The organism is Heyndrickxia acidicola (assembly GCF_001636425.1).
Classification (GTDB): Bacteria; Bacillota; Bacilli; order Bacillales; family Bacillaceae_C; genus Bacillus_AE; species Bacillus_AE acidicola.
This window is the reverse complement of record NZ_KV440953.1, coordinates 1562940-1579840: the sequence shown is the minus strand read 5'-3', so window position 1 is coordinate 1579840 and position 16901 is coordinate 1562940. Positions and strand designations below refer to the sequence as shown.

Sequence of the window (16901 nt, the reverse complement as noted above, 5' to 3'; positions counted from 1 at the left end):
GATGGCTAAAAGAAATTATATCGATTTCGATAAAGAAGAGGTACCGGTTATCTTTGATATTGAACTGGCAGAAGATACGTACACAATGGGCATAAACTACAATCAAACGAATGATTTTTTCTCCGTGGATTTATGGGATATAGACGGAAATGTCATCGTCCTTGGAGAAAAGATGATGTTAAATAGACCCCTTTTTGAGGATATTGTAGATGAACGTCTTCCAGCTCCAACACTCACGGCAATGGATGAAGCCGGTAATGAAAAAAGAGTGACCTATGAAAACTTTGGTGTTACTGTATTTCTGTTTGTTGATGATATTGGTGATCCTTCAGAAGAACCTAATGTTGACGACTATGATACCAACGATAATTTGAATGGTGATGATCCGAATGTCGACTAGTCCTTTACTCTATGGCCGGTATATAAAAATCATGATTGGCAGTGGAGTTTTTACGAATGCAGACTTGGAAATACAGTTTGAAGTGAATTTCGATGATGATTCCAAGCCTAACATTAGTACAGTTCAAATCTCCAATTTAACGAATACAACCATTAATAAAATCAAAAAGAACGACACGATCACCGTGATTGCTGGATACCAGAGCGATCACGGTGTTTTAGTTACAGGAAAAATTACTAAGACGCTCACTAAATACAGTGGAGTCGATAAAATAACAACCATCACGTTTAAAGAGGGCAACGATTATTCGGGCATTAAAGTTACTTCATCCGTCGCTGATCCTGCCCAGAAGTATTTTGTTAAAAAACGCTATAAATTGAAGAAGCCAAGTAAGACCGTAACCTATACAACAACGACTGATAAAAATGGTAAAAAACATCAGCATAAACATACGCGGACCACAAAGTATAAGACGGTTAAAGTGCCTAAATACCGAAAACAAACCATGCAAATCACGTTTAAAAAAGGAACAACGGCTAGTCAAATCATCTCCCGTTTAGTCCGAATCCTGGGAATTAAACTGGCAGAATTTAATTTACCTAGAGATAAGGTATATACAAGTGGATATAAAGTTTCTGGTGTCATAGAAAACGACCTGGAGACTATAGTGAAGGATTGCGGTGCCTCGATGTACTGGCGGCGTGGCAATATGGTCATTCGATCTATCGAAACAGGAAACGATGAACGGTTTGAACTAAGCGAGGCTACTGGCTTAGTTTATCCTCCAGATGAGTTTGAAGATAATACGACCAAAGGTTACAACGTAAGGTGCCTATTACAATACCGAATTACAACAGCCTCCTTAATAGATATAAAAAGTAGTACTGCCAATGGCAAGTTTCGTGTACGCTACGGAAAACATTACTATGATGGAACTGATTTTTTTAGTGATTTTGAGGTGGTTTCATGAGCCATACAACAAAGTTTTTTAGCGATGAGTATAAAAATCATATACTTTTAGGGATTAATACAACAGCTCCGGCAAGGGTGATTAAATACAATCCTACGACCTTTAGGGCTGATCTCCAGCCCTTATTTTTAACTTCTGATAAGGAAGGCAGTGTCTATAAACAGTCTCCTATTTATGAAGCGCCAGTTATGAAGCATTGCCAGAGTGATATCAAGGATGGGAGTGTTGTTTTTTATTCTTGCGCACAACGTTCACTGGCTAATTTGAATGGCACTGAATTTATAGATCCCGATTCTCACGTGTTATTCAGTGATAATGATGCCATTGTGATAGGGGTGTGGGAAGCGTGAACACTTGGAAACTAATAGACGGAGATATAGGTTTTGATGAAAATGGAGAATTACAGCTGGTCAGCGATGAAGAAGAACTAAAGCAGGCTATTGAATCCATTTTAAGCATACGACTAGGAGAATTCTTTCTAGATGAAACCGTAGGCTTAAATAGAGATAACCTTTTAACCAAGCAGTTTGATGAGGATCTTGCTCATGCCGATATCGTGGCAGCTGTTATGCAAGAAGACAGAGTAGATGAAGTGAGTGAAGTAACCTTTACCCTTGATAAATCCAATCGAATTTTAAGTGTAGATCTCACAATAGTCTCTATTAACGGACAAACAGTAACTCTTGAGGGGGTGAATGTGGGTGCTGGATAACAATGGATTCACCAGGAAAACGTACAGTGATTTATTGGACGAGATGATAGCTAAAGCGAAAGAGTTATATGGGGAAAATACCAATACAAATGCCTATACACCTTTAGGTATTGTCCTTCGTATTTTCGCATGGTTCTTATCCATTTTGTGGGACAACCAGGAACGGGTGTATAACAGTCGTTATATTAAAAAATCAGAGGGAATTCAACTAGATTACCATGGGGGAGATAAAAATATTCCTAGAAATCCCGCAACCTATGCGTATACAACACTTAATTTTACGGGTACTCCTAATTATTTAATTGATGCAGAAACTGAGTTTACTACCTCAAACGGAATCTATTTTATGTTAACAGAAGATGTGACCCTAGATGCATCGGGAAATGGTAGTGGGGAGGCAGTCTCCTTAGAACGTGGTCAATATAATAATGTAGCCGCAAACACGATTATAGATCAAGCTGAGCCAACAGAAGATATTCTTAAGGTAAATAATCCTATTCCGGCTTCTGGTGGTGCTGATTTAGAAGACGACACACCTTACCAGCAACGGCTCCTACAAGCAAACGAAAGTAATGGGAAAAGTACAGCTGACGCTATTTATACAGCTTTACTTAATACTCCCTCCGTTCGGTCAGCTTCTGTAGTCTTTAATAAAACGATGGATGTCGATCAAGATGGAAACCCGCCAAAAAGCGTTCATGCTTATGTATTGGGAGGGCTAAAGGAAGATGTAGCAGCTTCGTTGTTTAATAGTGTATCGGGTACCAGTCAAACCGTGGGCCAACTACAAGTAACAGTACAGGACCTTTCAGGCGTAGACCATGTCATTAGCTTCGACTACGCGGAGGAAGTCCAGATTTATGGCCGAATTACAGTTACAACCAATTCAAAATTTGAAGCAGATGGATCAGACCAGATTAAAAATAATCTTGTCGTAAAAATTGGTGGAGTAGACCAAGACGGAGTCATTCAAAATGGATTGAGCATGGGCGAAAGTGTGATTCTATCTCAGTTGTATAACAATGTATATCAAGTTGCAGGGATTGATGATGTAACGATTGAACTGGGGACATCTGAAGATCAATTGGCAGCGTCAAACATAGTCATAACGCAGAGACAGGTAGCTGAGACATCATTTGAAAATATCGAGGTGGTTATTAGTGCTTAACGATATGTTGACGATGATTGTAGAAGCACTGAAGAAACCGAATTTCAGCAATCTATTCACTATTATTAATGACCAGGTACAGGACTTAAACGACACGCTTGATACGATGGAACAATGGATGGATATCGATAAGGCAGAAGGTGTTGTCCTGGATGAAATAGGATCTGACGTTAATCAATATCGAGGTCAGGCCACAGACGAAATTTACCGTATGATGATTCGAGGAAAGAAAGCAAGGAGCTCATCAGATGGGACTATTAATAGCATGATAGAGTCGCTTTCCAAGACTCTTAATTGTGACCCAAGTCAAATGCAGATTCTTAGCTCGATCGAGGCAGGGGAAGGTGAGCCGGCCGCCATTGTAATTAAAAAAATCCCTATTACAACCTTAAATCAGGTTGGCATGAGTGCTAACCAATTTATGCAGTTTGTAGAGCAGGTGGTTCCTGGTGATGCCCGTGTTTCCCATGTCAATTTAGATGGTACTTTCCGTTTTTCTTCTATGCTTAATGAGGTGGAAACCAGTCCTGATGGACTTTCATCTGATGGATCAGACGGAGGCACACTTAGTGGAGTATTGGTTACTGCGACAGATATTCAACTACCAATTTAAAAGAAGGTGAAAAAATGCCATTTGATCAAAATGATTTACCTGAGTGGAACGCTTCAGGTACCGAACCTCCCCAGGCGCATAAAGACAGTGGATGGGGAATGAGTGAACATCCTCCTGCCGACTGGTTCAACTGGCTATTTAATAAAGCCTATTCAGCGTTACAGAGTCTTTTTGACAATGCTCAGCATAAAGAAGAAAAAGGCAAAGCTAATGGTTATGCATCACTTGACGAAAATGGCAAGATACCTGCAGGGCAGTTAAATGAAACTGCTCCAGCTGACGCTAGCTTAACTGCAAAAGGAATAACCAAGCTAAACAGCGATACTAATAGTACAGATGAAACTACTGCCGCAACTCCTAAAGCAGTAAAAACAGTAAATGATGCAGTTGGTCAGAAATATACAAAACCATCAACAGGCATTCCAAAAACAGATCTTGAGAATGCTGTACAAACTTCATTAGGAAAAGCTGACTCTGCATTGCAAAGTGTTCCAGCTGCCACAACATCAATTTCTGGATTAGTTCAGTTAGATAGTTCTCTTACAACAAGTACTTCAAAAGCTCCAACTTCTAACGCAGTATTAACAGCAGTAAATAATGCAACGCCGTTCAATTCTCTGATGTATTGGATCCAATAGATAAAGGAGGTATCTAAATGCCTGGAACACCCAACATAAAGAAGTTTTATCAAAATCAGCCATCTACTACGGCTCAAACCATTTATACTGCTCCATCAAACACTCAGAATCAACCAACTCCTTATGCCACAGCAGTGATAAAGGAGATTATGGCTGTAAATACATCCGGTTCACCAGCAACTATCACACTTGGAGTTAATGGGGTAGCAGCAGCCAATCAGATTTTACCTACTAAAACAGTTAATCCAAATGATTCTATTGTGATTACTCAATTAAATACTGCCCTGAGTGCAAATGACACTCTTCAGGCACTACAGGGAACTAGTGGAGCGATTACGCTGGTCGTAAGTGGAGTTGAGGTGCAATAATGCCCATTAGAAATTCTTTAAATAACTTTGGAATTACTGGAGATACAAATTTAGCACCTTCTAATATTAAAAAAGATGTAATGATTGAGGGAGTAATAGGAAATAAATTACTATATGGCACTAATGACAAAGTGTCCCTTACAGCTACACAACAAAATGCGCCTATTATTAAATATCCGGGATATTCGAATGCGAATTCTCAAATGTATATATTAGGAGAAGATAATTCTTATATTTATCTTAGAACTGGAAACGGTACTTATTATTTAACAATATATAACAAGCTAACTGGAACAGTTAAAAACTCTACTGACCAACTACCAACTTCATATTTAGCTAAAATAACCTCTAATAATGACGGTTATGTGTATATGTATTTTGGTACCAGTCAAACGATTAAAAAGATTAATTGTAGTACAGGGGCAACTGTATGGACGTATTCAACAAATTACGCTTTCAATGGTGACTATAATTTAAAATATTATAATGGTTATCTATATGTTATTTATACATCAAGTTCAAGTGGTGTAATTTATGAAAAAATAGACCCGTCCGCTGGTACAAGAATATCCATATCAAGTTTAATTTCTCAAACAGGATCCCAGTCGATTATTCTTGATAAATATTTCTATACGTTTTATAGCGGAACAGTTTATCAGTTTGATATTACAACAGGTTCCCAAGTAGCAACGTGGATAGGTCTTGCTAGCAATGTTTCTGCTATTGATTATTTGAACCAAGTATATTTTAGTAACACTGCTACATCTGTGATCGCTTTTAACTATTCAAAAGTTCAGCAATGGACCTATGCATTAACTTTTCCTTATGCACCTTCGCCATTTGTGATTATGAGAAATGGGTATTTCTGTAATGATTACCAAAATGGTAATAACATTAAACTGAATATAAATGGAACTTTAGCTTATAAACAGACTTGTCCCGTAGCATCAAATTGGGGAACGGATACAACCCGTTTTTTCTATATGTATGATACAGACGGAATTATAATAGTTTGGCAAATAACCGTTTCAAGTAACACCTACAACAACTTAGGTCAATATTTTGAAAGTGTCACACTATCATAGGAGGTTTTAACATGAGTATTTTTATTCAATATGAAAAAGAAAGCGACACAAAAGCAAGGGTGACTTTACAGCACTATGAACCGGCCTCCTTACCACCTGAAATCCTAGCGATCGGGGAATTGGTTGATTCCATCCCACATCCAAACCCGCAACCTGGACAGTCACCTGTTTTATATTTCAATCCAACGGATAAAACATTTTCTTATGAATACGTTGATACTCCACCAACACCTGAAGAGCAACTAAAAGCTTTACAAGACCAACTTAAAACAGCAGATCAAAAATACAAAGAACTAGATTTAACTACAGCTGCACTTGCAGATGTTCGAAATGCAAAGATGGTCCAACTAGATGAAGCATGTAATAATACGATTGTAGCCGGTTTTGACGCAACGGTTAATGGCACTTCATATAAGTTCTCTTGTTCACTAGCTGCCCAAGCAAATTTCCAAGGGACAGATACTCTTTTCAAGGATGGGGCAATCACTCAAGCTGAATGGACAGTAATAAACACTAATACAGGTAAAACCGAACGAATCAACATAGATCAGACAACATTTAACACTTTAAAGCTCCAAGTTTTCCAACATATAAACTCAAACATTAGCAAACTCAGAAACACATTACAGCCACAAGTGGAAGAAGCTACTACAAATGCAGATGTAGATAAAATAAATTGGTAAAGGAAGGAGGGGTGAAACCATGTTTCAGCCTTTTAATTTTGTCTTTTACCGGGGGAATTCGTGGATTTCTAGGATTATTAAGCTTTTTACCAAAGGACAATATAGCCATGTTGCCTTAATGCTGGACCATATTCATATTCTCCAGACGGATTATAAAACTCCGGTTAGCATCCAGCATTTTAACTACAAGAGCAAAAGCTATGACGTTTACGAATTGGCCATAGAGCTTACCGAACAACAAAAAAAGCTGCTTATTGATTATATAAAAGTAAATCTAAGCGATAAGTACGATTGGAAGTATATTATTACAAGGGCTTTAAACATTTTATTTGGTACTCCTGTAATTAAGTCTAAGGGACAGGTAAACTGTGATGAGTTGATTGTTGATGGGTTTCGTGAAAAGCTGGGGATTGATTTATTGGACCCAACAGTTTTGCTTTCACCTACTTCACTTTCAACCAGTAGATATTTGAAAAAGCTAACAGCAGAGTAGGACGCTCTGATTCAAGAACAAGCATATTTATCGAATCACTCAAGCATTGATAATTTGTGCCGATATTAATGTAGGATAATTTCCCTATTGAAAAAGGCAAACTAATCGAAAGGTTAGGACGCAAAGCTATGGGTCTAAAACTCTAATGGAGTAATGATTGCCAGGCTGCCAAATCGGTACAACCCGCATTTGGTTAAAATTTTGTGTGGAGGAATGTACATGGGTGAAAATAATCAAGAATTAAAGAATAGCATAAGAAAATTCAACTGTTTATTAGAAGGGCAACCGGACAACTCTAATTCTGTGGTTGAATTTATATCATTTCTAAGATATTTTTTAAGAATAAAGGCAAAGGATCCAATACCTACAATTGAAGTTATGACATTAATTAAAGAGTATAAGCCCATAGTTTTTAATATCTTAAAACAAATGTCTAAAAAAAATGATAGGCTAAGATTTCTAACAGAATTATCAATGGGGTTAACCTTAGCTGAAGAGAGATTGAATAAAATTATCCATTAAAAATCATTATGCATCTTTAAATAGAAGGTGTATTTTTATGTCTAAATATAGATCGGAATCACAAAGCTTAAAATTAAAATAATATTGAAACCTATGATTAAAAAACTATAATAAAATGGTATATAGTAACCAAACCCTAATTTGAAAAAGGCAAACTAATCGAAAGGTTAGGACGCAAAGCCATGGGTCTAAAACTCTTATGAGTAATGATTGCCAGGCCGCCAAATCGGTACTATCCGCATTTGGTTAAATATATGTGGAGGTAATGAACATGGGTGAAAATCAAAAATTAAAGATGAGTATTAAGAATCTTTACAATTTGCTAGAGGAATATCCAGACGAATCAACTTCTGCTTGTGAATTTTTAAACTTTCTAAGATCTTTTTTAAGAATAAGCGCAAATCCATTACCTATAAAGGAAGTTATGACATTGATTAAAGAGAATAAACCAACAGTACTTTTTACATTAAAAAAGATGTCAAATACCAATATGATGGTAAGAATCCTAACAGGATTATCAACGGATATGGATATAAGAGTGGCAGAATACAGATTGAGAAAAATAATTAAATAAATATTAGTAGACAAATCAGCACCTTTGAAAAGAAGGTGTATTTTTTATGCTCTAAGAGGAGCAAGGGGGTCAGACATGGGTGAAATGACAATGGAGCAAAGGGTTGCAGAGCATGAGAAACGCATTCAGGATCTCGAAAAGAGTTATGGGGAAATGAAAAATGAGATGCTTACGGTACGTACAAGCCAGCTAGAGATTCACAATGCTCTGCTTACAGAAAGCAAGGAGCAAAAATCATTAATTAATAAACAGCGTCAGGAGCAAGATGATCTTCTAAACCAGCTTATTGCTCATACGCTTGGAATAAAAAAAACAAGTCAATCTAAACGTTGGGAACTTGCTCTTTCTGCCATTGGTGGAGGGGGCATTTTATATTTATTAATTCAAACAACAATTCAACTACTAAAACAATAGGAGTGATTTCTAATGATGAAATACTTATCTAATCTTAACTGGTGGAAGCAATTATCCTTAAATGCATTAACTCTTTTAACAGCCCTATTAGCAGCCTTAACAACAGCGCACATTCATGTCAATTGGTTTACAAGTGACACTGTAAATGTGATTGCTCAGTTTATAATTGCCTTTGGTATTTTCTTTGTTGGCTCTTGTGCCGGTTTAATAAATACTTATTTAACTATAAAAAGCAAAGAAAAGGCTGCTAAAGTTGCTGAACAACATCAGAAAGAACAAGAAGCAGCTGCAGTCGCAAAAGTGGAAGCAGCAAAACAAATTGTAGCTTCTGCAGGCAACACTCAACCTTCTACTGAAGGTCCTGTCACAGTAATCCCAGTACATAGCAATTAAATAAAGGGGGATGAATTAATTGAAAAAAATAAATAAATTTACAGCTGGGCTAGTCCTTATATTCGGACTAGCTTTTTCTTTTGGATCTTATGCCCATGCAAGCAGCACTCCAGACGTCGATTTTATTGACGTTAGCCATCATAATAATGAAGATGGTTTACCGCTTGCTTTCTATCAGACTATTAAGGCTGGAGGTATCGGCGGGGTAGTTGTAAAGGTATCAGAAGGTTCATATTATGTGGATCCTGCAGCATCCGTCAACATTGCAAATGCAAAACAAGCAGGATTAATCGTAAATGCATATCATTTTGCCAGGTTCACTAGTAAACCTTCAGCAAAGACCGAAGCTGATTGGTTTGATAAAAAATTGCAATTAGTCGGATTTGATAAGAAAAAGGATGGATATGTTGTTGTTGATGTAGAGGCAGATACTCTCTCGAGTAACCCTGCTGCCCTTACAGAATATACGAATACATTCATTACAGAGATGAAAAACCTGGGCTATTCTCGAATGGATCTATATACTGGTTCATCTTTTTATAACAACCGATTAAAGCCACAATCCTTAAACGTTTCTAAACCATGGCTAGCATCTTATCCGGGAAATCCAGTTAAAAACCAACCTACTGCAAAGTTTAGTAATGGTAAGGGGGCGTGGCAGTGGTCCCAGAATTACCGGTTTATCGGAATGGCCAACTACGGTTATTTCGATGTAAGCGAGGATTATGCCGGGAAGTATACTGTTAAGACTGCAGCTACTCAAAAGGTGACGAAGTCCGTAGGGACCATCCAAAGTGTTTCACTTGTAAACTATATGAAGTCCAAGCACATGGACGCTTCTTATTCAAATCGTTCCAAGCTTTCCAAGTCTTACGGTATAACCAACTACCAAGGGACGTCAGCACAGAATTTAGCTTTACTTTCCAAATTGAAAAGTGGAGTTAAGCCAGCAAAGACAAATACGTCTAATAGCAAGCTTACTTCGCAGCCTATAGTAAAAAAGCTAACTACAAAAACGTATACAGTCAAAAAGGGTGATACTCTTAGTGGAATTGCCCAAAAGTATCAATTAACAGTGTCCGAGGTGAAAATCATCAATAAACTGAAATCAAATATTATTTTTCCAAAACAAAAGTTGCAGATAGAGTAGGTATAATCTATTGGTTTTTGGGGATAATTAATGTGAATCATTTTGCACAAATAGCCCTTATTGTATAAGGGCTATTTGTGCGAAATTGAACGATGTAAAACAATTAATTTTCCATTAAAAAGGAACATATTTATACTGTTTGCAATTTCTAGATAAACATCATGCTTTTCAAACAGTGAAAATTAACTAGGGGGTCTAAAAAAATTGCTTTAGACCAATTATCGACATGTAATTTTATAGAAATTAAGTATAATGGTGATAGCACTAATTTTAGGGAAATTTGAGGATGAGAGGTAAACAAATGATAAAATCCTTTAGAATTAAAAAATTCAAACAGTTTGAAGATATTCAATTTGAAAACCTAAACAAGATTAACATTTTTTTAGGTAGTAACAATGCAGGAAAAACCACGATTTTAGAATCAATCTTTTCGTTTGTAAGTGGTGGGAATGTAAATTCATATGTCAGCAATATATTAGCACGTAGGGCTAATAATATAACCGGTATATATGATTTTACCGAGAGGGTATTAGGCTTGCCTTATAACAATAACGAAAAACCTTTTAACTTTAGTTTTTCTGCGACTCATGATAATCAAGAAACAACCGTAGATCATATTTTTGAGCCGTATAGTATATTTGCAGATTTTAAACCTCAATTAATGGGTAGTTTTGGTAATGAACAAATTGAAAGTAACATTCAAATGAACCAAATTAACTTAGGTCACATAAATATTGCTTTGCAAGGAAACCAATCAAATCAGAAAATCGGTAAGTGGAATGTTAAAATAAATAATAATTTAGTAAAAAGTGTGGATTTAGGATTCCCCCCATTTTTTCCTGAACTTCAAAGTGACCCACTAATGTTAGGTAGGTTCGTGGATATACTTACTCATCGTGATCAACTTGAGAATACAAAGATATATTCATTCTTAAAACGCAATGGGATTATGGGTGACTTTCTGGAGGAGTTAAAAAGTTCATTTCCGAATATAGATGGTATAGATTCAATACCATACCCTGATGGAACTTCTTCACCAGTTTCTTTTAAAGTAAAAAATAAAGGGTTGCTGCCAATGTATAATTTCGGTGATGGTGTTCAACGCTGGTATAATATACTTGGAGGATTAATCTTGTATCAAAACGCTGTCCATTGTATAGAGGAAGTTGATGCAACTTTCCATCCTACGGCACAGAGACAGTTGTCAAAAAACTTGTATAAGTATGCAAAAAAATATAACAACCAGTTATTTTTAACTTCTCACAGCATTGAGTTTATAGATAATCTTCTACAGTCCATTTATGAAGATGATAGCACCTTGAATGGAGAAGATATAGTTAGAATAATAACTATAAAAAATGATGTCCCTAATAATAAAGTTTTTACGCGTGTCTTAACAGGTAAAGAAGCATACGAAACAAGAGAAAAATACCAATTGGAGTTAAGATAAACGATGAAGTATATAATTTTATGCGAAGGAAAAACAGATTCCATTTTGTTATCTTACTATTTAATTAAAGTCCAAAACTGGGTTTTTTATAAAAAGAATGAAAAGCCAATAAGTATTCCAATTAGAGATAAAGATAGTGAGATTGTGAGTTGGTACAAAAGAGGAGAAGATTTTTTAGTAATTTGGGGAATAGGAGGAAAGGACAAATTTGATTATGCTATAGAAAATATACTGAAATTAAACTGGTACGGTAATCCGGAGCAAATGTTTGATAAAATTTTAGTTTTAGCTGATCGTGACCAAGAAACAGAAGAAAACAAGGCAAATGAACTATCTGGATATTTTTTGAAACGAATAGAAGGAGTTAGTCTAACGAATAAACAGTGGACTAACGTAGTATATAATAACTCTTTTGATTTAAGTCAAAATTTAGTAATAGGGTGTTTGATTGTTCCGTTTGATGGTCCAGGAGCTTTAGAAACATTTTTACTTCAGGTGCTTAGCACTCAGGACGAAGAAGAGGAAATTATTTTAAAAGTAAGGGAATTCATACGTGTCACTGAATCTCAAAAGTATCTTAGAAGTACAAGGCAAAAATTAAAGGTGGAGTTTGCGACAGTAATGGCGATTATGTATCCGGAGAAGGTATTTACTATTGTTGATGAGTTACTAAAATCCATACCATGGGAACAATATACAGAATTTCAAGATGGTTTTAAAATGTTGGAATTACTCTGTGAAATAATAAATTAATTAAAAGGACTTATCTTAATAAATATATATTGCCGTATACATAAATATAAGTTATAAAAATTCATCTCTTCGGAGGTGTTTTTTTAATCAAGTGTTAAATATTCATATTCCTTCTTCTTAACCGTCTCGGTAATTTCATGTACTCCATTATAAGTAACATTCACAACTGCGTTTTTCTATATCCAGTTTCCCGACGGACATTTTGATAAATCTTTAAACCATGTGTAGCTGCTTCACCTTTGGGATCTACTGCAAATTTTAACCCCTTCACCTTAGATCTACAAAACGGATATGAACGAAACTGTCAACCCACCACACCCAAATGAATGATCGCTGCGGCGATCAGTTACTTATTCAAGTAACGGAGCATTTAGTGGAAGAAGGAATACAGTTTAAGACTAACGAATATCAATATAAGTTAGGGACTGGTAGCATATTTAAAGTGCCTAACTTTTCATTTTTGAATTTATGAAACCGTTTTCGTTGATTTGGAGGTGATGTGTATAAACAAAACTATTAAAACTAAAAAAAATTTAAGGAGGCTGGTAAACGCATATGATCACTATTAAAAAATTAACTTTACCCTCACTACTAACATTCATTTTAGTTTTTAGTACTTTTACTTCTGCTTTTGCTCAAGGGTCAACGAATGCAGGAGTGCCCAGTAATTATAAAGTTTCGGTTATGCTCAATTTACCGGATATCACAGATTTTAGTGCATTTGATAGTCAATTAACAACTTTAAAAAATAACGGTGTAAAAGCTGTTGAAGTAGATATGTGGTGGAATCACTTTGAACCTAATGCTCGTAACCAATTTGATTGGAGTTACTACCAAAACGTATTTACACATATTAAAAATGCAGGTCTTTTGATTGAGCCAATTTTTTCTTTTCATCAATGTGGAGGTAATGTAGGAGACAATTGTAATTTCCCTGTCCCTAGTTGGGTTTGGGCTTTGGGAACCAATGATCAAATGCAATACAAATCTGAGGACGGTTATTATGATAATGAAGCAGTTGCTCCATGGTTTACGGAAGCAAACACATTATATGATGAAGCCTTCAAATCCTTTGCTAGTAACATGACTGCTTTCCAAGGTTCTTTTTACAAAATATTTATAGGAATGGGGCCGGCAGGGGAATTGCGTTATCCAAGCTATAATGCGAGTGATAAGTGGTCATATCCAGGTCGTGGTCAATTACAGGCGTATTCAACTGCAGCGGAAACAAGTTTTCAAAATGCTATGCAAAGTAAATATGGAACCATTTCAGCTCTAAATACAGCATGGGGAACAAGTCTTAGTTCTTTTTCACAAGTTATGCCGCCTTCAAATGGAGATAACTTTTTTTCCAGCGGGGGTTACCGTATGACATATGGAGATGATTTTTTAACTTGGTATCAATCGGTGTTAACCAATCATTTAACATCTGTCATGTCGAAGGCCCACTCGGATTTAGATTCATATGGAGCTCCTTTAGGAGCCAAAGTCCCAGGCATACATTGGCAATATAATAATCCTTCTGTCCCTCATGAAGCGGAAGACACAGCAGGCTTATATAACTATTCAACGCTTGTTTCAGCCTTCAAATCAGCAAATGCAGAGTTGGCATTTACAGATTTAGAAATGAGTGATTCTGGGGTATATCCAGACTACAGTATGCCACAAACCCTAGTAGAACAAGTAGCAAATTTGTGTAATCAAGATGGTGTCCCTCACAGTGGCGAAAATGCATTGGCAATCAGTAATGATCAGAGTAAATACAATAATGCTGCTGAGATGACCTTTAATTACGGATTTAATGGGTTTTCTTTATTACGATTAAGCAATGTTGTTAACTCAGACGGAACACCAACAAGTGAATTAAGCCCTTTTACACAAACGCTTGCACTCACACCTCAACAAGTAACTATTACAGTTAATGGGGCAAATACAAGTTATGGTGAAAATGTCTATATTGTGGGTGACCGTGAAGAGCTTGGTGGTTGGAATACAAATTATGCTGTTCCTGCCACATATATTGGCAACGGTGTTTGGCAGGCAACATTTAATTTAGGAGCTAACCATACTTATCAGTTCAAGGCAATTAAAGAAAATGGGGCAGGAAATATTACATGGGAAGGCGGATCAAATCATTCATGGAGTGTCCCATATATATCCGGTGGCACCGCTTCATACACTTTGAATTGGCAAAATTAATTCGTTCACTGCGAATTTTTAGGAAAAAAGAAATATACCACAAAGGTAATAATATAGACAATTTAAACTATCACACAAGAAAGGGAATGAGCCAATTTAAAAACTTTTGACCACATAAACAAGATTGACCACCAATTTGACCACAAATCTTCCGGTCCGAAACAAAAGATGGTGAAAAAGGAAATAACAATTTATATGATTACCAAATCAATCTAATAAATAAGAATAAAGACGAAAACATGCGATTTACTTATTTTAAACGGGTAATGTAATTGCTAAGGGCTCTTTTCGAAAAGTATGCTGCAATTGTGATGAAAAAAACGGGTGGAACAAATATAATTGAAACAGCCTTATTTAAAGAGAAGATCCCTTGGTATAAAGGGGTCTTCTTTGTTTTTGCCAATTCCGTAATAACAAATATAGTGGTGAATGAAATCAGGGTATTATCTTTAAATTAAAAGCTTTGTTATAGGATACTGTTGTTTTTAGCTCATTCCTTTCTTTACTGTAAAATGAGCTAAAAAATAAGTGGTTATAAACATTGAAATTTAACACAGCCAAATTAAATAACACAAGACATTAATTATTAAGAGATAAAGTGATAAATTTACAGGATCATTTCAAGGATGTTTGATACAAGCTCCTTTTTCGACTAAAAAATCGTTTTTCCTTCGACAAATACTGTCCTCATAGGATTTTGGCTGTATGGTATACTTTTTTCTAAAAAGTGGGTATAAAAAAGAATTGGATCAAGGGGGCATTGGGATTGAGAAAACCATAGAATAAATAATGGAAGACATTCATCTGAAAACTTTGTTTCTCAAAAAATATACTTTGGAAAATAAAAGGGGTCGATGAAGCATGGAAGATACATATGCATTGAAAAAGGGTGAGGTTAATAATTCTGCAGAGATGTCAAGGATGGCAAGGCGAAAAAGCAAGAAACCCCTCCTTAGCTACATTTTCAAAACAGAAGAAATTAGCCAGTGGGTATGCCGATTGTTTTTTGGATTAGTTGATTACCAACAAAAAAGGGAGAAGTGTAAGAAGGTGGGAGAAGGCAACGCTAATTACACTAAATCCACCATCAGCTTTATTCAAATCATCTATGCTGCTTTCTTTTTTGTCTTGATTGCTTCCATTACTTACTTTATGGCTTTATGAAGACGAGAAGACCATATGTATAGATAGTGAGGCTGTTTTAGCCTCCTTTTTTGCATGATAGGAAAGTATAAAAATTCTTTATTAAATCAATTACCAAGCTAGTCTATGTCTAGCTCCTTTATTATTCCTTTAACAGGAAGTGAAGGCGATCTGAATTATTGTACCTCTATTTCTCCTCATCTTTTCCATATTGAATTTAAATCAATTTTCTTTTCTATTACGTTCCCCATATCTGCTGACTCAAAAGGATGATTTTAATGGAAAAACTTTAAATACTATTTATACAAATGATAAACTAGAATATATTCATAGAAAAATAGGGTGATATTTTGAAGTACCGGCATATAAAGTGGATTATACTTTTCCTTCCTACTGTAACGATTGGTTTGTGGGAATACATAAGGCATGTCTTTTTACTTCCATATATCTCAATGATTGTAGGGAATTTTTTGTCTCCGGTGATTGTTTTCGCAGTAACCATTATTTTTTTGCTGCGGTTATTCAAAATGCTGGAGAAAATTCAAAAAGAGTTAGAGCTTGAAAAATTGAAAAAGGCAGCTTTAATGGAAAGAGAAAACTTGGCTCGGGAATTGCATGATGGCATTGCACAAAGCTTATTTTTACTTGGCGTAAAAGTCAACAAATTTGGCAGAAAGCACCAGCTTGAAGAATATACCGATTTTCAAAACTTGAAACAGACACTGCAGCATGTGCATGAAGATGTTAGGCAATCCATTGCTAATCTAAAGCATTCTCCTAATGAAGTAACGTTTAGCTGGACCAATACCATTCATCAATTTCTAATGGAGCTGGAGAATAATCATCAAATGGATGTGGATTTTCGCTGGGGAATCCAGGAAGATATATTATCTGCAAAGGAAAAAATAGAGCTATTTGCCTGTATAAAAGAAGCCGTGATGAATGTCATAAAACATGCAAAAACAAGTAAAATCCAAATCCTTTCAGAAGAAACAGAAGGTGGCTGGATTTGTTTGATTATGGATAAAGGAAAAGGATTCAAAGAGGAGGACCTCGAGAAAAGCAAAGGCTTTGGACTCCAGATTATTAGAAATCGGGCGAGAGAAATGAATTGGATCTTTTCAATTCGCTGTATAAAGAATAAAACGGTCTTGGAGATTAGAAAGGAGTGAG

At 35.9% G+C, this 16901-nt stretch carries 21 protein-coding genes and 2 riboswitches; all 21 genes read left to right on the top strand.

The genetic code is table 11. The features are described 5' to 3' along the window. The first annotated feature begins 1 nt into the window (after position 1). A complete protein-coding gene (locus tag A5N88_RS07380) occupies positions 2–400 on the top strand; it encodes a phage baseplate plug family protein (RefSeq protein ID WP_066264489.1) in 399 nt (132 codons plus the stop codon). Beyond that, positions 390–1370 (top strand): phage protein, encoded by a 981-nt coding sequence (locus A5N88_RS07375; protein ID WP_066264488.1) that lies wholly within the window; start codon positions 390–392, stop codon positions 1368–1370. Before A5N88_RS07380 ends, A5N88_RS07375 begins: the two co-directional genes overlap by 11 nt. Further along, a complete protein-coding gene (locus A5N88_RS07370) occupies positions 1367–1720 on the top strand; it encodes a hypothetical protein (protein WP_066264487.1) in 354 nt (117 codons plus the stop codon). Before A5N88_RS07375 ends, A5N88_RS07370 begins: the two co-directional genes overlap by 4 nt. Next, positions 1717–2082 carry a contractile injection system sheath initiator gene (locus A5N88_RS07365; RefSeq protein ID WP_066264485.1) on the top strand — a complete coding sequence of 122 codons (366 nt, stop codon included), beginning with the start codon at positions 1717–1719 and terminating at the stop codon, positions 2080–2082. The genes A5N88_RS07370 and A5N88_RS07365 overlap by 4 nt, the downstream gene beginning before the upstream one ends. Continuing rightward, on the top strand, positions 2072–3250 hold the full coding sequence (locus tag A5N88_RS07360; protein ID WP_066264484.1) for a baseplate J/gp47 family protein: 1179 nt from the start codon (positions 2072–2074) through the stop codon (positions 3248–3250). Before A5N88_RS07365 ends, A5N88_RS07360 begins: the two co-directional genes overlap by 11 nt. After that, complete coding sequence (locus A5N88_RS07355; RefSeq protein ID WP_066264482.1) at positions 3243–3863, top strand: hypothetical protein; 621 nt, start codon at positions 3243–3245, stop codon at positions 3861–3863. The genes A5N88_RS07360 and A5N88_RS07355 overlap by 8 nt, the downstream gene beginning before the upstream one ends. A gap of 14 nt (positions 3864–3877) precedes the next feature. Beyond that, positions 3878–4501 (top strand): tail fiber protein, encoded by a 624-nt coding sequence (locus A5N88_RS07350; protein WP_066264481.1) that lies wholly within the window; start codon positions 3878–3880, stop codon positions 4499–4501. A gap of 17 nt (positions 4502–4518) precedes the next feature. Next, positions 4519–4869, top strand: a complete 351-nt coding sequence (locus A5N88_RS07345; RefSeq protein ID WP_066264479.1) for a hypothetical protein — start codon at positions 4519–4521, stop codon at positions 4867–4869. Continuing rightward, complete coding sequence (locus tag A5N88_RS07340) at positions 4869–5954, top strand: PQQ-binding-like beta-propeller repeat protein (protein WP_066264478.1); 1086 nt, start codon at positions 4869–4871, stop codon at positions 5952–5954. The genes A5N88_RS07345 and A5N88_RS07340 overlap by 1 nt, the downstream gene beginning before the upstream one ends. Positions 5955–5965: 11 nt before the next feature. Then, positions 5966–6637 (top strand): DUF4376 domain-containing protein, encoded by a 672-nt coding sequence (locus A5N88_RS07335; protein WP_066264477.1) that lies wholly within the window; start codon positions 5966–5968, stop codon positions 6635–6637. A 19-nt stretch (positions 6638–6656) separates the two neighbouring features. Continuing rightward, entirely contained in the window at positions 6657–7130 is a 474-nt protein-coding gene (locus A5N88_RS07330; RefSeq protein WP_066264476.1) for a hypothetical protein, read from the top strand. 85 nt (positions 7131–7215) lie between these two features. Next, a riboswitch (cyclic di-GMP riboswitch) is annotated at positions 7216–7303 on the top strand. Positions 7304–7349: 46 nt separating this feature from the next. Continuing rightward, a complete protein-coding gene (locus A5N88_RS07325) occupies positions 7350–7652 on the top strand; it encodes a hypothetical protein (RefSeq protein WP_066264475.1) in 303 nt (100 codons plus the stop codon). Positions 7653–7791: 139 nt separating this feature from the next. Then, positions 7792–7878, top strand: a riboswitch (cyclic di-GMP riboswitch). Positions 7879–7923: 45 nt separating this feature from the next. Beyond that, positions 7924–8226, top strand: coding sequence for a hypothetical protein (locus A5N88_RS07320; RefSeq protein WP_066264474.1), 303 nt, complete (start codon positions 7924–7926; stop codon positions 8224–8226). A 75-nt stretch (positions 8227–8301) separates the two neighbouring features. Further along, positions 8302–8640: a hypothetical protein gene (locus tag A5N88_RS07315; protein ID WP_066264472.1), complete on the top strand. Its 339-nt coding sequence runs from the start codon at positions 8302–8304 to the stop codon at positions 8638–8640. 12 nt (positions 8641–8652) lie between these two features. Beyond that, positions 8653–9033 (top strand): hypothetical protein, encoded by a 381-nt coding sequence (locus A5N88_RS07310; RefSeq protein WP_066264471.1) that lies wholly within the window; start codon positions 8653–8655, stop codon positions 9031–9033. A 19-nt stretch (positions 9034–9052) separates the two neighbouring features. Beyond that, positions 9053–10183, top strand: a complete 1131-nt coding sequence (locus tag A5N88_RS07305; protein ID WP_066264469.1) for a GH25 family lysozyme — start codon at positions 9053–9055, stop codon at positions 10181–10183. 286 nt (positions 10184–10469) lie between these two features. Next, the gene (locus A5N88_RS07300) at positions 10470–11633 is read left to right on the top strand and encodes an AAA family ATPase (RefSeq protein WP_066264468.1); all 1164 of its coding nucleotides are present in this window, start codon (positions 10470–10472) and stop codon (positions 11631–11633) included. Positions 11634–11636: 3 nt separating this feature from the next. Further along, positions 11637–12386, top strand: a complete 750-nt coding sequence (locus A5N88_RS07295; protein WP_066264466.1) for a DUF3226 domain-containing protein — start codon at positions 11637–11639, stop codon at positions 12384–12386. A gap of 555 nt (positions 12387–12941) precedes the next feature. Continuing rightward, a complete protein-coding gene (locus A5N88_RS07290; RefSeq protein ID WP_066264465.1) occupies positions 12942–14585 on the top strand; it encodes a family 14 glycosylhydrolase in 1644 nt (547 codons plus the stop codon). 861 nt (positions 14586–15446) lie between these two features. Then, complete coding sequence (locus tag A5N88_RS07280; protein ID WP_066264462.1) at positions 15447–15749, top strand: hypothetical protein; 303 nt, start codon at positions 15447–15449, stop codon at positions 15747–15749. A 329-nt stretch (positions 15750–16078) separates the two neighbouring features. Next, positions 16079–16900, top strand: coding sequence for a sensor histidine kinase (locus A5N88_RS07275; RefSeq protein WP_066264461.1), 822 nt, complete (start codon positions 16079–16081; stop codon positions 16898–16900). Position 16901: the final 1 nt, after the last annotated feature.